The 15,737-nt window shown below is 60.0% G+C and carries 16 protein-coding genes; 6 read left to right on the top strand and 10 right to left on the bottom strand.

What is annotated here, in order from left to right; translation table 11 throughout:
• The first annotated feature begins 65 nt into the window (after positions 1–65).
• Positions 66–836: a helicase DnaB gene (locus FZZ92_RS03210; protein ID WP_226397613.1), complete on the top strand. Its 771-nt coding sequence runs from the start codon at positions 66–68 to the stop codon at positions 834–836.
• 475 nt (positions 837–1,311) lie between these two features.
• Here FZZ92_RS03210 and FZZ92_RS03205 read toward each other — a convergent pair whose 3' ends face one another.
• From FZZ92_RS03205 to FZZ92_RS03190, 4 genes are read right to left on the bottom strand one after another with little or no spacing between them, the layout of a single operon-like run.
• Entirely contained in the window at positions 1,312–1,551 is a 240-nt protein-coding gene (locus FZZ92_RS03205) for a TIGR03643 family protein (protein WP_226397612.1), read from the bottom strand.
• Between the two features lie 36 nt (positions 1,552–1,587).
• Entirely contained in the window at positions 1,588–2,514 is a 927-nt protein-coding gene (locus FZZ92_RS03200; protein WP_226422554.1) for an N-acetylmuramoyl-L-alanine amidase, read from the bottom strand.
• On the bottom strand, positions 2,496–4,193 hold the full coding sequence (locus tag FZZ92_RS03195; RefSeq protein WP_226397610.1) for a PDZ domain-containing protein: 1,698 nt from the start codon (positions 4,191–4,193) through the stop codon (positions 2,496–2,498). Before FZZ92_RS03195 ends, FZZ92_RS03200 begins: the two co-directional genes overlap by 19 nt.
• A gap of 1 nt (position 4,194) precedes the next feature.
• The gene (locus FZZ92_RS03190; protein ID WP_226422553.1) at positions 4,195–4,545 is read right to left on the bottom strand and encodes a DUF1257 domain-containing protein; all 351 of its coding nucleotides are present in this window, start codon (positions 4,543–4,545) and stop codon (positions 4,195–4,197) included.
• Between the two features lie 72 nt (positions 4,546–4,617).
• On the opposite strand from FZZ92_RS03190, the gene purN reads away from it, so the two are divergent.
• Positions 4,618–5,178, top strand: coding sequence for a phosphoribosylglycinamide formyltransferase (gene purN / locus FZZ92_RS03185; protein ID WP_370629797.1), 561 nt, complete (start codon positions 4,618–4,620; stop codon positions 5,176–5,178).
• Here the strand turns inward: purN and argC are convergent.
• Positions 5,169–6,242 carry an N-acetyl-gamma-glutamyl-phosphate reductase gene (gene argC, locus FZZ92_RS03180; RefSeq protein WP_226422683.1) on the bottom strand — a complete coding sequence of 358 codons (1,074 nt, stop codon included), beginning with the start codon at positions 6,240–6,242 and terminating at the stop codon, positions 5,169–5,171. The two genes, purN and argC, sit on opposite strands and share 10 nt — an antisense overlap.
• 137 nt (positions 6,243–6,379) lie before the next feature.
• Between argC and ribBA the strand changes: the two genes are divergently transcribed.
• On the top strand, positions 6,380–7,975 hold the full coding sequence (gene ribBA / locus FZZ92_RS03175; protein WP_226422682.1) for a bifunctional 3,4-dihydroxy-2-butanone-4-phosphate synthase/GTP cyclohydrolase II: 1,596 nt from the start codon (positions 6,380–6,382) through the stop codon (positions 7,973–7,975).
• Here ribBA and FZZ92_RS03170 read toward each other — a convergent pair whose 3' ends face one another.
• Positions 7,976–8,419 (bottom strand): peptidylprolyl isomerase, encoded by a 444-nt coding sequence (locus tag FZZ92_RS03170; RefSeq protein ID WP_115022066.1) that lies wholly within the window; start codon positions 8,417–8,419, stop codon positions 7,976–7,978. It lies immediately after the preceding gene.
• A 40-nt stretch (positions 8,420–8,459) separates the two neighbouring features.
• On the opposite strand from FZZ92_RS03170, the gene mtnP reads away from it, so the two are divergent.
• Positions 8,460–9,368 (top strand): S-methyl-5'-thioadenosine phosphorylase, encoded by a 909-nt coding sequence (gene mtnP, locus FZZ92_RS03165; protein WP_226422552.1) that lies wholly within the window; start codon positions 8,460–8,462, stop codon positions 9,366–9,368.
• Here mtnP and murQ read toward each other — a convergent pair.
• From murQ to dnaK, 4 genes are read right to left on the bottom strand one after another with little or no spacing between them, the layout of a single operon-like run.
• Entirely contained in the window at positions 9,350–10,300 is a 951-nt protein-coding gene (murQ, locus tag FZZ92_RS03160; protein ID WP_226422551.1) for an N-acetylmuramic acid 6-phosphate etherase, read from the bottom strand. The two genes, mtnP and murQ, sit on opposite strands and share 19 nt — an antisense overlap.
• 3 nt (positions 10,301–10,303) lie before the next feature.
• Positions 10,304–10,747 (bottom strand): DUF3110 domain-containing protein, encoded by a 444-nt coding sequence (locus tag FZZ92_RS03155; RefSeq protein WP_226422550.1) that lies wholly within the window; start codon positions 10,745–10,747, stop codon positions 10,304–10,306.
• A gap of 42 nt (positions 10,748–10,789) precedes the next feature.
• Positions 10,790–11,722 (bottom strand): DnaJ domain-containing protein, encoded by a 933-nt coding sequence (locus FZZ92_RS03150; RefSeq protein WP_226422549.1) that lies wholly within the window; start codon positions 11,720–11,722, stop codon positions 10,790–10,792.
• A complete protein-coding gene (dnaK, locus tag FZZ92_RS03145) occupies positions 11,706–13,697 on the bottom strand; it encodes a molecular chaperone DnaK (RefSeq protein ID WP_115022057.1) in 1,992 nt (663 codons plus the stop codon). Before dnaK ends, FZZ92_RS03150 begins: the two co-directional genes overlap by 17 nt.
• Before the next feature lie 153 nt (positions 13,698–13,850).
• On the opposite strand from dnaK, the gene pstC reads away from it, so the two are divergent.
• On the top strand, positions 13,851–14,798 hold the full coding sequence (pstC, locus tag FZZ92_RS03140; protein ID WP_115022056.1) for a phosphate ABC transporter permease subunit PstC: 948 nt from the start codon (positions 13,851–13,853) through the stop codon (positions 14,796–14,798).
• A gap of 1 nt (position 14,799) precedes the next feature.
• Positions 14,800–15,717 (top strand): phosphate ABC transporter permease PstA, encoded by a 918-nt coding sequence (gene pstA, locus FZZ92_RS03135; RefSeq protein ID WP_115022054.1) that lies wholly within the window; start codon positions 14,800–14,802, stop codon positions 15,715–15,717.
• The last annotated feature ends 20 nt before the right edge of the window (positions 15,718–15,737 follow it).

Genomic DNA, 15,737 nt, shown 5'->3' with positions numbered 1-15,737 from the left:
GCCCACGCAAAAGGACACCACAGTTAGTTTCATGTCACCTTCCACTGACCGGTTTTCCAGCCCCCATGGCTGAGTCACTGCGATTAACGACTGCGCTTCTGGCGACAGCAGCAAGCTTTTGCTTGATCGGACAGTGGGTACAACCCGTCACTGATCGCGAGAATCAGGTGCCTGTGGTTGTCGGGGACAGACTCGAGCCAACAGACTTTTCACCGGAAGAACTGAAGCTGCTGCAACGGCGCTTCGGTGTGCATGGCCCCCAGACACAGCTTGCCCAGCTGTTCACCAACAGCGTGGATCAGCTCAAACCGCTGCGCTCGCAAACGTTGGATCGCCTGCGCGAGCTGAAACCGGTCATCCTGCGCGAATCGAAGACGCATCGTGTCAACCCGATGCTGATCACAGCGGTGCTGTTCGACGAGATCCAGCATTCCAAACCGGGGGAGAGCCTCCCGTTCATCGCCCATTCCGGTCTGGTGAAGACCCATGGACCGGCCCAGATCGGAGTTTCGGAACTCATCCATCAAAAGCGACTGCCTGCGAATCCGACGCAGGAGGAGATCACCTGGGCCCGCAAACAGCTGCTGGACCCCGAGATGAACATCACTTTTTTGGCAGCGAAGTTCCAACGGCTGAAGCTGGCCCTTGGCCTGCCGGAGAGCTTGATGCTGCAAGCGAGTCGCTCGTATCTGGATGCCAAGGCGATCGCCACCCTCACTTATCTCCACAACGGAAAGCTGGATTACCCCTCTCGCGTGCTGGGCTACATGCAAGATGCTGAGCTGCACGGGTTGATTTACGGCGGCCGCCAACCCAACCCCGACATCACGGTTTAAGGCCATTCACGGGAAGAACTTGGCTGTGGATGAGCCCCAATCCAATCCCTGAGTCCGCCAATCCCTAAGTAAGGGGAGAAAAAGATGCGACGACCATCACCCATTTGGGGGATGTGAAAGCCCCGTTTCTGTTTTTTCATCGATCCAGTACGGCAGATCGATGAAAAACTGTTCTTACCACTTGCTTTTGGCTTGCTTCTCCCAACAGCAGCAATCGCTCAGGTAGCCCCCGAGGTGGCTGACCAGTGCAAAGAAGCCAGGGATTTCTATGGCTGCGTGAGGGCCTTTACGATTCCTCCCCAATCCAGATCTGACCGGGTCCCTCTTGCGGGAGTGATGCGGCCGGTGGCTACAGCGCTGTTCTCAGGCCCGAACCTCCGTAACTCAGGCTCAAACTTCTCGCCGGGCGTCATCCCGGCTGACCTTGTCGAGGGGATCCTGCGAGGCGTCCTGCGGTGAAATGAGGCAGTGCTGATTACTTGTGACAACTGGCCCGAAAACGCTCTGATCGGCTGGTGGCGGCATGTTTGGTTTGGCGGCCGCTCACCCGCTTGCGCCAGAGCTTGAACGACGACGATTTCATGTGTTGCCGCATCACAGCAATCACCTGCGGCTCGGAGAGTCCGAATTGATATTCAATCGCCTCGAAGGGGGTGCGATCTTCCCAGGCCATTTCAATGACCCGATCGAGGTCCTCGCTGGGGAGTGTTGTCAACGCGGCGCTAACAGCAAGCAAGAAGCTAACGACGCTTCAGGTCACGCAGAGGTCGCCAAGAGCCGCCAGCCGCACCTGAAGTTTCGACCAGTCAAAACTGCGCGGATCACCCCGTTCTCCGCCCAGATCCACATGGCGATGGGTCGTGATCGCCGCTGGAGGGAGATTGAAAGAACGGATCCAACCCGACAACACCAAAGCCAACGCGTCGTATTGCTGGGTCGTGTAGCCGGCATGGGTGCCATTGGCGTTCGCCCCCGACGACGGTGTTTCCAGGCTTAGGTGCAACGCGAAGTTGTTCACAGAGCCCTTGAGCTTCTTATTGGTGATCGCCCACTCACCCAGAAAAGCTGAAAAACCGGCGCCATAGGCGCGACTTAACGGGTCCACCAGATCCAGAACACGCCCGTCCTGCCCCACAAGCGTGTGATAGCTCACCTGATCCTCATCCCGCGGGTGGGGAGTCATGAAGGTGTTCAAGGCGGAACCGAGTGAATACACCGTCTCGTGCAGCACCACCACCCTGGGAGTGGCATCAATCCGACGACCGAACGCGTCTTGGTCGTAGCGCTCACCGAAATTGGAGGGATCGATCTTCACGAATGCACGCCAGGAGCTCGACCGGGCATCGAGCTGGTTCAGACGGGACCGCAGCGCGGTATCGACATCAGAGCATTGGCGAGCCAATGGAGAGCGCCACGAGCGCGACTTCGGCGGTAAAGGCACCGAGGAGGAGGGGTTCTCTTCCAATTGGCGACCGCGTTCCCTCCCCACCTGGTCGAGCAGCTCCATCAGGGACGGGCGAACCCCTGCATGAGACAGCCCACCTTGATCCACCAACACCCAGCCCACCAGGCCCAGCGCCAACGACCCTGCTGCTGCTGCAGTAATCGAGAGACCACGATGCTCCTGAACGCGACTCCGAAGACCGCTCCAATAACGACTTAAACGATCTCGAACCATCGATCCCGCAATTGCCGTTGTTCCGTTGTGCACCCAGGATCCCAATCCAACGACCAATGGTCCACACCTTTGTCAGGAAACAACTGGGTCTCCTTCAAGAGACTGCGTCGCGCGTAGGTGACGCTCACGCAGTCCTGCTGCTCCAACAGAGACGGGAGATCGCTGCCGCGACGCACCCGATAGCCATTGATCGCAAGCAACTCATCGCCCACCACAAGCCCAGCCCGTTGGCCGGGACTCTGGCGCCGCACCCGCTGAATTAAGGCGGCACCGTCTCCATCCTTGAGCGTGAGTCCATGGTCGGGATGCTTTAGCGGAACTGGATCCATCCGCAGCCCAAGAGCCTCCACGCAATCGATCAAGGGAAGAGCCTCAGGTTGATCAAGCCATTGATCCAGATCGGCCGCCAGGTCGGCATCCCATTGAGCCAAGGCGGCTTTGATGTCGTGGCGGCTGTAACCGCGAGCCTGACGGCCAAGCCTCAACCACAGTTCCCGCAGGATGGCCGCCATGGATTGACCACGCTGCCGTAGACGCACATCCAGGCAGAAGGCCACCGCGGCACCCAATCGGTAGTAGCTGATCTGGGTATCCCGCGACGCTGGCGTGGCCTTGTACAGCTTGATCCAAGCCTCACGGGCACTGGCTGCCAGCGATTGAACGGAGCAACCAGGTGACATCAACACGCTGGAGAGCTCCTCCCCCAGATCCTTGAGCAGGGTCGGTCGATCCGAACGCCCCGCCAGCAGGGGCAGGCTCAGGTCGTAGTAACTGGTGATCCCCTCGGCAAACCAAAGGCCCTCAGTGATCACCGCCTGTCCGTAGTCGTAGGGACGAAGCTCAACAGGTCGCAGCCGGCGCACGTTCCATTGGTGCAGGTATTCGTGGCCGATCAACTGCAACAGCTGCCGGTAGCCCTTGGGCTTGGCCAAGGCTGACCAACTGAACTGCAACACGGCACTGTGATCGTGCTCGAGGCCGCCATAGCCCTGGTCGAGCAGTTGAAGAACCAACTGATAGCGATCCCCAGCCGGAGGAGGAGTTCCCATCAATCGACAGGTTGCGCTGCAAACGCGCTCGATGTCGCTGAGGAAGTTCGGCGGCCAACCCATGGGCGGAGTGCCGATTAACAGCAACTCATGGCTGCAGGCCTGCACCGTGAAGGGTTCCGCCTGAAAGGGACCGGCATGGAGCGGGCTGTCGACGAGGGCATCGAAATCCGCAGCGATCCACCCCTCAGGACTGGTTTCAAGCGGCAGATGCACACTCCAGTGCTCCGGAGCCTTCACCGCAACGCGGTGGGGCGACCAGCGGAAGCCATCGATATCCATCGCCACAGCGGCGAGGCAGAGCGAGGCAAAATCAGGGTCCAGCAACCCAGTGCGGACGGTCAGATCCCATGCTTCAAGCTGATAGTTGAGCGTGAGCGGGCTCAGATCAGGAAGATCACACAGCCACTGGTGGGGCGCCAAACGACGCACCGCGAGCTCTTCGCTGTTGGCGAGCAGCTCCAGGCTGTGGAGGTGCTGAGCGTGATCGCGCACCGTGTAGGACCCTGGGGTCCACACCGGCAGCTGAAAGGTCTGGCGCCTCGTCTGGGGTGTCCATTGGATGGACACACCAATGGTCTGCGTTTCGGGATGGCTCAGATCGAGCCTGATCTGAACCGGGTCTGGCACGTCAGAGGGACTGCACGATCAGGTCGGCCGATCCCATCGCACCGAAACGCACCTCGTCCATGGCATGAAGCAGGGCATAGCGACGCGTCACCCGCTGCAACCGCTGTTCAAGCCCCGGCTGGCGGCTGATCCGTTGAATGTCGCCATGCATCACGATCGTGCCGTCCTCCCGCTGGGTCCAGCCGAGGGGCAGGGCATCGCCATGAACAGCAAGCACATCAACGGTGTGGGAATCGTCAGCAAAACCCTGCAATTCGGTCGTTCGCTCAACACTGAAGCCCTCATCACGCAGGGCCCGCACAAGTCGCTCGAGATCGGTAAAGACAGTCGGCAGGATGGAGAGATGGGACATGGACCGGACCCCGCTTTGACTGACCCTAGCCACAACATTCGAGCTGACCAGGCCCCCTTGCAGCTGGGGGTGATGGCATCCGGAAACGGCAGCAACTTCGAAGCCTTGGCCCAAGCAATCCAGGCGGGGAAACTCAATGCACGAATTCAACGGCTGGTGGTGAACAATCCAGGCTGTGGAGCTCAGCAACGCGCCGAACGTCTCGGGATTCCTGTGTCGGTGCTCGACCATCGTCTGCTCAAGAACCGACGCGAGCTGGACGCCGAACTGGTGCACCTGTTCCGCGCCGACCAGGTGGAGCTGGTGGTGATGGCGGGTTGGATGCGGATCGTCACCGATGTCTTAATCAGCGGATTTTCAGAACGCTTGATCAACATCCACCCATCGCTGCTGCCCAGCTTCCGCGGCATGGACGCGGTGGGTCAGGCCTTAGAAGCCGGAGTGAAGCTCACCGGCTGCACGGTTCACATCGTCACCGAGGAGCTGGATGCCGGACCGATCTTGGCCCAGGCCGCCGTCCCCGTTCTCGATGGTGATGACCACGCCACGCTTGCCAAACGGATCCAAGAACAGGAACACCTGCTCTTGCCGGCTGCCCTCGCTGGCCTGAAGCCAACCTGGCGTCAGGGATAGAACGACTGCAGAGGCAGACCTGTCTCAGGCGCGAGGCCGGCCATGAGGTTCAGGCATTGCACGCCCTGCCCCGCCTGGCCCTTGATCAGGTTGTCGATCGCACTCATCAACACCAGCTGGCCCGTGCGGGTGTCCACCTGAACTGACAGCAGGGCGCGATTCGTGTGCCGCGCCCATTTGGTGGCGGGGTAGGTGCCCACTGGGAGCACCTCAACGCAGGGATGGTGCCTGTAGATGGCGTCCAGAACGGTGGTGCAATCCTCAGCGGTGAGGCCGGGGTCGCGCAGTCGGGCATACACCGTTGAAAGCAGACCTCGAACCATCGGCACGAGGTGCGGCGTGAACTGAAGACGCACCTCCTGCCCAGCCACCTCCGTTGCCATCTGTTCGATCTCTGAGGTGTGGCGATGACCGATCACGCCATAGGGCGCAATGGATTCCGAGGCTTCCGCCAGCAACATCGCTTCCTTTGGCACCCGTCCACCACCGGAGGTGCCGGTCTTGGCATCAATCACGATGCCGTTCGTCTCAATCAGACCTTGTTTGAGAAAAGGGAGCAAGGGGAGCAAACTCGCGGTGGGGAAACATCCGGGAGCCGCCACCAACTTCGCCTCGGCGATCGCAGGGCCGTTCCACTCAGGCAGGCCATAAACAGCATTGCTGCAGAGCTCGGCATCCTTTCGATTGAGAGACCCGGCCTCATTGGCATACACCTGAAGCCACTGGTCGAGGGAGCGGTAGCGGAAGTCGGCGGAAAGATCCACAACCCGCACACCACGCTCCAGCAGTTGTGGCGCCAATTGGCATGCCAGGCCGTTGGGAAGACTCAGAACCGCGAAGTCGGAGCAGGCCGCAATCCGGTCGGGGTCTGCCGATTCCACCATCGGGTCATCCGGCAGGGGCAGGAAGGCACAAACAGAACTCCAGCGTTGGCCGGCACTGCGTTCACCGCCGAGAAAACTGACGGAAAGACCCGGGTGTCCCTGCAGCAGGCGGATGGTCTGAAGGCCGCCATAGCCGGAGGCGCCAATGACAGCAACCCGTCCGCCCTTCAACGTTGCCATCGCTTCAACCGCCGACGCTTTGTTGCCTGCCATTGAATCAACCAACCAACGGCTGATCGTACAGAGATCAATAATGAGGTCATCAACCGGCGACCAGGCTCCTGAACCCCAGTTCCCTTGACCCCGCGAACGATCCCATCGCGTTTGATGCCATCAGCGATGCCCTCGCGGCGATCCGAAATGGTGAGTGCATTGTCGTGGTGGACGACGAACAGCGGGAGAACGAAGGTGATTTGATCTGCGCTGCCCAGTTCGCAACTCCAGAAGCGATCAACTTCATGGCCACCGAGGCGCGGGGCCTGATCTGTCTCGCCATGGAGGGACAACGGCTGGATGAACTCGATCTGCCGCTGATGGTGGATCGCAACACCGACGCCAACGAAACGGCCTTCACGGTGAGCATCGATGCCGGAATTGAGCATGGGGTGACCACTGGAATCTCCGCCGAAGACCGCGCCGCCACAATTCAGGTGGCGCTCAATCCGGCCACGCGGCCGGCTGAACTGCGCAGACCCGGGCACATCTTTCCCTTACGCGCCCGCCCTGGTGGCGTGCTGAAGCGCGCTGGCCACACTGAAGCCGCCGTCGATCTGTCACAGCTGGCAGGCCTCAGCCCTGCGGGGGTGATCTGCGAAATCCAAAACAGCGATGGCTCGATGGCCCGGCTGCCGGAGCTGCGCAGCTACGCCGATCGGTGGGGGCTGAAGCTGATCAGCATTGCGGATCTGATCCGTTACCGGCTGGAGAACGAGCGGTTTGTCCGCCGACTGGCCCAGGCACAGATGCCGAGCCGTTTCGGGACCTTCCAGGCGGTGGGTTATCGCAACGAACTGGATGGTTCCGAGCATGTTGCTCTGATCAAGGGCGAGCCGAATGCCCTGCGTGAGCCCGTACTGGTGCGCATGCATTCCGAATGCCTCACCGGTGATGCCTTTGGCTCGCTGCGTTGTGACTGCCGGCCCCAGCTGGAGGCGGCATTGCGCCAGATCGAAGCGGAAGGGGAGGGTGTAGTCGTCTACCTGCGGCAGGAAGGTCGTGGCATCGGCCTGATTAACAAACTGAAGGCCTACAGCCTTCAGGAAGCAGGTTTAGACACCGTTGAAGCCAATGAACGCCTCGGCTTCCCAGCGGATCTCCGCAACTACGGCGTCGGCGCCCAGATTCTCTCTGACCTGGGCATCCATCGGCTGCGCCTGCTCACAAACAACCCGCGCAAGATTGCCGGACTTGGTGGCTATGGCCTTCAGGTAGAAGAACGGGTGCCGCTGGTGATGGACCCAGGCATTCATAACGCCGACTACCTAGCGGCCAAGCGGGAGAAGCTCGGACATCTCTTCGAATCTGAGAGTCCTTGTGTGGTTCTGGCGCTGGCGGTGAACGTTGGCCCGGAAAGCTGGCCCACCGTTCGCTTGGAAGTGGAGGGAATCGCGCATCGCCATGGCTTCAGCCTCGAGGCCCTGCATGAGCCCCGTCTGTTGGCGCTCTGGGACCGTCCGCAATTCGTCTGGAAATTGTACCCAGATGGTAGGGATGCCAGCCCCCTGCTGCAAAGCCTGGCGGCCCTGGCAGCTACCGAACGGGTGGGACTTATGCGGGTTCCGACCGAGCGGATGGCACTCCACCCGCCCCAGAATCTTGAGCGGGTGGAGCATCAGCTGAATGAGCTGATCGACATGAGCAGTGACGGACTGATCGAAAACGGCCCGTCACTCCTGCACTGGACGCGGCGCTGATCAGCCCTCCTGGATCGTCACTTTGTTGATCCGTGAGCCGTTGGAGAGCTTCAACACCACATCCATGTTGCCGGTGTGGCCAAACACCGTATGGACACCGTCGAGGTGGGACTGGGCCTCATGGCAGATGTAGAACTGCGAACCACCGGTGTTGCGGCCGGCATGGGCCATGGCGAGGGTTCCGGCCTGGTGCTTTTGCGGGTTGATCTCGCAATCGATTTGGTAACCGGGACCTCCGGTTCCAGCCATACCGCGGGCGCCCTCACGGCTGTTGGGGCATCCTCCCTGGGCCATAAAACCTGGGATCACCCGGTGAAAGGCCAGGCCGTCGTAAAAGCCGTCTTTCACCAGCTTCACGAAGTTGGCGACAGTGTTCGGGGCATCGGCATCAAACAGCTCGAGCTCGATCAGGCCTGCTTCGGTGTCCATCAAGGCCTTAGTCATGATCGCGCGAGCAAAACTGGAGTGTAGTGAGAGTAGTGGCATGGCAGATCTCGAGGGAGCCCGGGTTGGCGTCATCGGCGGTAGCGGCCTGTATTCGATTCCCGGCTTGAGCCAGGTGGAAGAACGTGCGATACCAACACCGTTCGGGGCGCCATCCGATCAACTGCGATTGGGAGAGCTTGAGGGGGTCGAGACCGTCTTCCTGGCCCGCCATGGCCGGCATCACCAGCTGCTGCCCAGTGAAGTGCCCTACCGGGCCAACATCTGGGCGATGCGTTCGCTGGGGGTGCGCTGGTTGATCTCCCTCTCCGCGGTTGGATCACTCCAGGGCCATTTGCATCCGCGGGACATGGTCGTACCGGATCAGTTCATTGACCGCACGCGTCAAAGGCCATCCAGTTTTTTCGGGAACGGCTGTGTGGCTCACGTCAGCCTTGCCGAACCTTTCTGCCCGCAGTTAAGTGCCCTACTGGCCGATGCCGCCGAGAAGGGCTTGCCGAAGGGGCAAAAGCTGCATCGCGGAGGAACGTATCTCTGCATGGAGGGCCCAGCCTTTTCCACCCAGGCCGAAAGCAATCTCTACCGCTCCTGGAGTTGTTCAGTCATCGGGATGACCAATCACACCGAGGCCCGCCTGGCCCGGGAAGCCGAATTGGCCTATGCCTCCCTGAGCATGGTCACCGACTTTGACTGCTGGCATGAAGACCATGACGCGGTCTCTGTGGAGATGGTGATTAGCAACCTGCAGGCCAATGCCTCGGCCACCGAACCGATCCTGAGCGGTTTGATGCAGCAGCTGAAGCAAAAGCCTCCTGCTTCGACGGCCCACACAGCCCTCGCCAATGCCTTGATCACGCCCAAGGAGCAGGTGCCTGCCGAGACCCGATCAAAGCTCGATCTGTTCACCTCCCCTTACTGGGGATCGTTCGATCAGGCCTCCATCAGCTGAGCTCCGCAGGAGGCCAGTGCCGAGCGAAGCTGCTGGTCATGCTGCTGAAGCAGCGCACATGCCTGGTCGACAGGCAAGTCAGCAGCAGCCATCAACAAAGCGAGTTTGACCGATCCGCCGGCGTCCTCCAGCAGCGTCAGCCCACGCTCCCGCTCGACACCGGCCAGATCCCTCAGGATCCGCAGCGATCGGTCCACCAACTTGCTGTTGCTTGCGGCTACATCCACCATCCGATTCCCATAGACCTTGCCGAGCTTCACCATCACCGAGGTCGACAGCGTGTTTAAGGCAAGTTTTGTGGCCGTGCCGGCCTTCATCCGCGTGGATCCAGTCAGCAGCTCAGGGCCGGTGAGCAGACGAATGTCGATATCGCAGGGAAGGGGAGCCTGCTCCGTCGGAACACAGGCCATGGCAATCGCCAGAGCGCCAATGCTTGTCGCAAACGCCAGACCGCCGCGAACGTATGGCGTGGTGCCACCTGCGGCGATCCCCACAAGACAGTCCTTGGAGCAAAACCCCCGCTCCTCCAGGTCAGCCCGACCGGCAGCCTCAACATCCTCGAGCCCTTCGGAACTGCGCAACAGCGCTGCTGAACCACCAGCGAGAACCCCCTGCACCTGCTCGGGATCACTGCAAAAAGTGGGTGGGCACTCCGCGGCGTCCAAGACCCCCAGCCGGCCTGAGGTGCCAGCACCGAGATAGAAGAGACGACCGCCGACACGAAGTCGCTCAGAAACGGCATCAACGGCCTGAGCAAGGTCAGGAGCGGCCGCGGCGACAGCCTCTTGGGGACGCCGATCCTCGTCCGCAAACAGGGCGACGAGCTCGAGGGTGTCGAGTTGATCCAAGCGTGAACTGCGCTGATTGCTCTGCTCGGTCAGCAGATGGCCGCGGTCGCTGGAGGGCTGGAGATCAGGGTCAAACAGAGCCATGGTTCAGAGCAGCCCCTCCAGCCGCCGACGCAGTTCATCGAGTTCAGGATTTGACTCGGGCTCGGTCTCCAGTCCCTGGCGCGCAGGTTCAGCGGCGTGTTGTTCAGGGATTGGGTTGTCAGGGTTGGTGTCGTCCTTCCAGCTGCTCACATCGCGGTTGCTCTGCGGCGGCGCCATGAAAAGGCGCTCCTCGTCATTGCTCGGCACAAAACCCGACTCGATCACGCGGGCCTCATAGCCGGCCTCACGACAAAACAAATCCACGTCTTCACGGTCCAGGGCCTCCACCGTCGGAACCGGAAAGTCCTGCGCTTCCAGAAGACCGGCATAACGCTCGGCATCGTCGGGGTTCTCAAACAGAAGAACCACAGTGCGTCCGGCAATTTCAAGCGAGTGGATGCCTTCACTATCCGTACCGGCATCAAAGAGCAGGACGTGGACGCGCATCGAGAAAACGTCAGATCAATCGGACCGGAGTCTCACCCATCGTCATCCAACCTGCTCGGATTCGCTCGCCAGTTCCTGAAGGCGGCGATAAAGAGCCCGTTCCGCATCGCCCAGATCTGAAGGAATCACCACAACAATCTCCACCAGTTGGTCCCCCCGTTCGTTCTCCAGCTGCAGCCCACGACCACGAAGTCGCAACAAGCGTCCGCTCGATGAACCGGGAGGAACTTGCAGCGTCACGGGCCCATCCAGCGTGGGCACATCCACAGCGCAGCCCAGAGCAGCATCTGGCGGAAACAACAGCAGCTTGTAGAGCACGCGAAGTCCATCGATCCGAAGCCCGTCTTCGGTCACAACCCGGAGCTGCAGGAAATGATCACGCCCCCCCGGGGCAACGGCCTCAAGTCGAAGTCGCCAGCCATCACCAGCGAAGGGCGGAGTGTTCAACTCGATCACCGTGCCGTCGTCGAGCGTCAGTTCCACCTGGGTGCCCTGAAGAGCCTGATCAGCGGTGAGATGAACGACCGATTCGAGATCCTCCACAGCACGCACGGGCGGTGGCGGCGGCGGTGCCGACACCGGAGGTTCAGTTCTTCTGGTTTCACTTCTGACGTCATCACCCCGGAAGGGTGGATCCGGCTCCATGTCGGACTCAGCCGTTGATGGCCCTGCCCCCCCGCCAAAAATCACGTCGAGATAGTCCTCGAAATCGGGGAACCCATGCGCGAAGGGATCGGCAACGCCCACAGCTGTACCACCGCCCCGTTGCCAAGCATCGCGGCGGCGGGGATCACTGAGCACCGCATAGGCCTCATTGACCAGCTTGAAGCGATCCTCTGCAACGGGATCATTGCTGTTCAGATCCGGATGCCAACGGCGCGCCTCACGGCGAAAGGCACGTTTCAGCTGCTGATCCGTGCAGTCGGGATCAACCCCCAGCAGAGACCAATAATCAGGATCAGCGGTAGATGTCATCGTCCCAAGGTGCAGAGTCACGACGGCTCAGGCCTCGACCGCGTTCACCCGGACGACTGGGGGGACCCCAGGGGTCGTCATCCCAATCATCGGCAAACAGCTCATCCTTGAGGGAACCGAGGGTGTTGCGAATCCCCTGAAGCGGACTGCCATCGCCCTGACGTTCCGCCGAAAGACGACGGTTCAGACCGAAGAGGGCCTCCTCAAGACCGCTTACACACAGATCCAGCTCCTGGAGGTCGTCGTTGGCGAGGCAGTCCTGCACATCGCGCATGGCCATTTCAACAGCCCGTTGCTGCCGTTCAGCGCCGTAGGGCCCCAGCTCCAGCGAAGCGTCCCGCAGACGCCGTTCCGCCTGAGCAAGCAACGTTTGGGCACGGTTGCGACGCTCGATTTGATTGCGTTTGCGCCGATCCTCATCGGCCCGTGCCTCCGCTTCCGCCAACAGAGCGGTCACATCCTCCTCGTTGAGATTCGAACCGCCTTGAATCGAAACCGACTGCTTGCGCCCCGTGGTGCGGTCGGTGGCGCTGACCTGAAGCAGGCCATTGGCATCAATATCGAACGCCACTTGCACCTGAGGCACACCCCTCGGAGCCGGTGGAATGCCGGAGAGGCGGAAACGACCAAGTGATTTGTTGTCCGATGCCATCTGGCGCTCCCCTTGCCAGACATGGATTTCAACGGACGACTGATTGGCTTCCGAAGTGCTGAACACATCGGACTGGCGCACCGGGATCGGAGTGTTGCGAGGGATCAGCACCTTCATCAGTCCGCCAATCGTCTCCAGTCCGAGCGAGAGAGGTGTGACGTCGTTCAGCAGCAGGTCCCTGAGTTCCCCTGTGAGGATCCCCGCCTGAACGGCAGCACCGATCGCCACCACCTCATCGGGATTCACCGATTGGCAGGGATCGATGGGCACAAGGGTGCGAACCAATTGCTGCACCATGGGCATCCGGGTGGCGCCCCCCACCAGCACAACGTCATCAATGTCGTTTGCAGACCAACCCGAGTCGCGCAGTGCCGCTTGCACCGGACTCAGCAAACGGTCGAGAAGATCCGGGCAGAGACCCTCGAACGTGGCACGGTCCAGACGAGTTTCAATGTGCAGCGGACCATCACTGCCGGTAGCAATGAACGGCAGCGAAATCGGGGTGCTCAGCACACCGGAGAGTTCCTGCTTCGCTTTTTCAGCAGCCTCCGTCAATCGCTGAAGGGCCTGACGATCCCGCCGCAGATCAACGCCATGCTCCTCAGCGAACGCATCGGCCAGCCAGTTGACGATGCGTTGATCAAAATCGTTGCCACCGAGCTGGGTGTCTCCATTCGTCGCCTTGACGTCAAAGACGCCATTGGCGATGCGCAGCAGCGACACGTCAAATGTGCCTCCACCCAGGTCAAACACGAGCACCCGTTTGACCGCACTGCGATCAAATCCGTAAGCGAGAGCAGCGGCGGTGGGCTCATTAAGAATGCGTTCCACTGAAATGCCCGCCAACCGTCCGGCATCACGGGTGGCCTGACGCTGCGCATCATTGAAATAGGCCGGAACAGTCACAACAGCCGCTTCAACCGGCTCGCCTAGGTAAGTCGATGCATCGTCGACCAGTTTGCGGATGATGCTGGCGACAATCTCTTCGGGCGCATACTCCCGCTCCGTCACCGGGCAGGGGACGCGAACCTGACCCTGGTCGTTAGCACGAACTGTGTAGGGCACGGACAGGCTGCTGTCCTCCAACTCGTCCCAGTCACGACCAACAAACCGCTTCAAATTGGAAAAGGTGTTTCGGGGGCTGAGCACGAGTTGGCGTCGGGCCAGCTGCCCCACCAGCAGCTCCTGATCCTTGGTGTAACCCACTACGGATGGGGTGGTTCGTCCGCCCTCGGCATTGGCAATCACATGGGGACGACCCGCCTCCAGCACAGCGACAACCGAATTGGTGGTCCCCAGATCGATGCCGACGATCCGCCCCATATCCCTTAAAGCTTGATCTCCACGCTAACGGCAGCTTCCAACCTGCTCCAGCCCCAGTCGCGATAAATGGCAGAACAGAGCCCATCGCTTAAGGCGTTCTTAATCATGTCAAGAGGATCGGGACATACGTTGTACAGGCGCGCCTTTGGGTAAATGTCCGACCCGGACAAGCGATACCTGTTCCGAAGACGTCCACCGTTCGAAAAATTGGTGGACGTCGGTTTCAAGAATCTGGCCATTGCCATGGCCTCGGTGGTGGCGATCGTTCTGTTCTCCATCCTGATCGTCGTCTTCCAAGGAAGCTTGGAATCCATGGCCCGCTACGGCTGGCAATTTCTGATCACCTCGGATTGGAACCCTGTGGATGACGAGTACGGCGCCGGTGCAGCCATCTACGGCACCCTGATTACATCACTGCTGGCCTTGATGATCGCTGTGCCCTTGGGGGTTGGAACAGCCATCTTCATCACCGAAAACATCATCCCCAGCCGGATTCGCAGTCTGATCGGCTTGATGGTTGAACTTCTCGCCGCAATCCCATCCGTGGTACTCGGCCTGTGGGCCATCTTTGTGTTGGAACCATTCATCCGTCCGGGGCTTGAGCTTCTCTATGAGCTCTTCAATTGGTTCCCCCTCTTCAGCACACCGCCGATGGGTCCAGGCACCATCCCAGCAGTGTTGATCCTGGTGGTGATGATCCTTCCGATCATCACGGCTATTTCCCGTGATTGTCTGAATCAGGTACCGACACAACTCCGACAAGCGGCCTATGGCGTGGGGACAACACGTTGGGGAGCGATCATCAATGTGATTCTTCCGGCAGCGATTTCCGGAATCATTGGTGGCGTGATGCTGGCACTGGGCCGAGCCATGGGCGAGACCATGGCCGTCACGATGATCATCGGCAATTCCAACAATTTCAGCCTTTCGCTCTTGGCACCGGGCAACACCATCGCAGCGATGCTTGCTAACCAGTTTGGTGAAGCGGATGGTTCCCAAGTGTCATCGCTGATGTATGCAGCATTTGTGCTGATCATCCTGACGTTGTGCGTGAATATTTTTGCCCAGTGGATTGTGAAGCGCTTGAGCCTGAAGTACTGACATGACGCAAACGCTCACCCACACCCGATCCGACTCAGCTCCTGATCTGAGCTACAAGCCGTTTCTGCGCAGAAATATCCGCAGCGGTCTTCTCTCCTTCTTGGCGGGATTATTTGCAGTTATCGCTGTTCTGCCCCTTGTCCTGGTTTTGGGCTACGTGCTTGTACAAGGGGGCAGCAAGATCAGTCTGGCCCTGCTGACGGAACTTCCACCACCTCCGGGACTGGAGGAAGGCGGTATCGCTAACGCGATTATTGGAACCCTCGTCGTAACAGGCATCGCTGGATTGATTGCCATTCCAGTGGGCGTCGGAGGTGGGATCTTCCTTGCCGAATACTCCCGTTCAGGATGGTTCGCTCAGTTCATTCGATTCGGCACCAATGTGTTGGCTGGTGTGCCATCGATCATTGCTGGCGTGTTCATCTACGGAACCATCGTCACCAGCCGAATTCTCTTCGGGAACGCCTACAGCGCCGTTGCGGGGGGCATGGCCCTGGCTGTCTTGATGCTCCCCACAGTTATTAAAACGACCGACGAAGGTCTGAAGCTGGTTCCTGATGACCTGCGTCGTGGTGCTTTGGGAGTGGGGGCATCCAGATTTGTCACTGTTGTGCGAATCACACTCCCTGCAGCCTTAACCCCGATCGCTACAGGGGTGGTTCTTGGAATCGCAAGAGCCGCAGGGGAAACGGCTCCTTTGATCTTCACGGCACTCTTCTCACCGTTCTGGTCAGATCTGCTCACACCCGAGGGCATCTTCGCTCCCATCGCAACCCTCTCCGTGATGATCTACAACTTTGCGATCATGCCCTATGAGTTTCACAACGAATTGGCCTGGGCCGCATCGTTCGTACTAGTAATGATGATTTTGACGCTCAATCTTTTATCTCGATGGCTGGCGCGATTTGCAGCCAAATAAACCGCTTTTTACTTAAATCA

Source organism: Synechococcus sp. MU1611 (genome assembly GCF_020514255.1).
GTDB lineage: Bacteria > Cyanobacteriota > Cyanobacteriia > PCC-6307 > Cyanobiaceae > Parasynechococcus.
Note: the sequence above shows the minus strand (reverse complement) of the source record. Positions and strands in the feature narration are given on the sequence as shown.